At 64.9% G+C, this 228-nt stretch carries 1 protein-coding gene; it reads left to right on the top strand.

Annotated features, from left to right (window positions below; genetic code table 11):
- On the top strand, nucleotides 1-228 hold a 228-nt coding region (locus R0J88_RS24315; RefSeq protein ID WP_410901503.1), incomplete at both ends, for an MFS transporter.

The following is a 228-nucleotide window of genomic DNA, read 5'->3' as shown; positions in this document are numbered from 1 at the left end:
CATCATCATGTCGATGGCCCTGTGGGGCACGGTGATCGGCGCCATCTTCGGCAACTGGCCGACCGATCGCTTCGGGCGCCGCGCCACGCTGATCGGCATCGGTATCCTCTATCTGGTCTCGGCGCTGGGATCGGCGCTGGCCACTGACCCTTATGTGTTCTCGTTCTTCCGTCTGCTGGGCGGACTGGGCGTGGGGGCGTCATCCGTCGCGGCGCCTATCTACATCTC

Source organism: Pseudoalteromonas sp. SIMBA_162 (assembly GCF_046535955.1).
GTDB lineage: Bacteria > Pseudomonadota > Gammaproteobacteria > Enterobacterales > Alteromonadaceae > Pseudoalteromonas > Pseudoalteromonas marina.
This window is presented reverse-complemented; position numbering and strand designations above follow the sequence as displayed.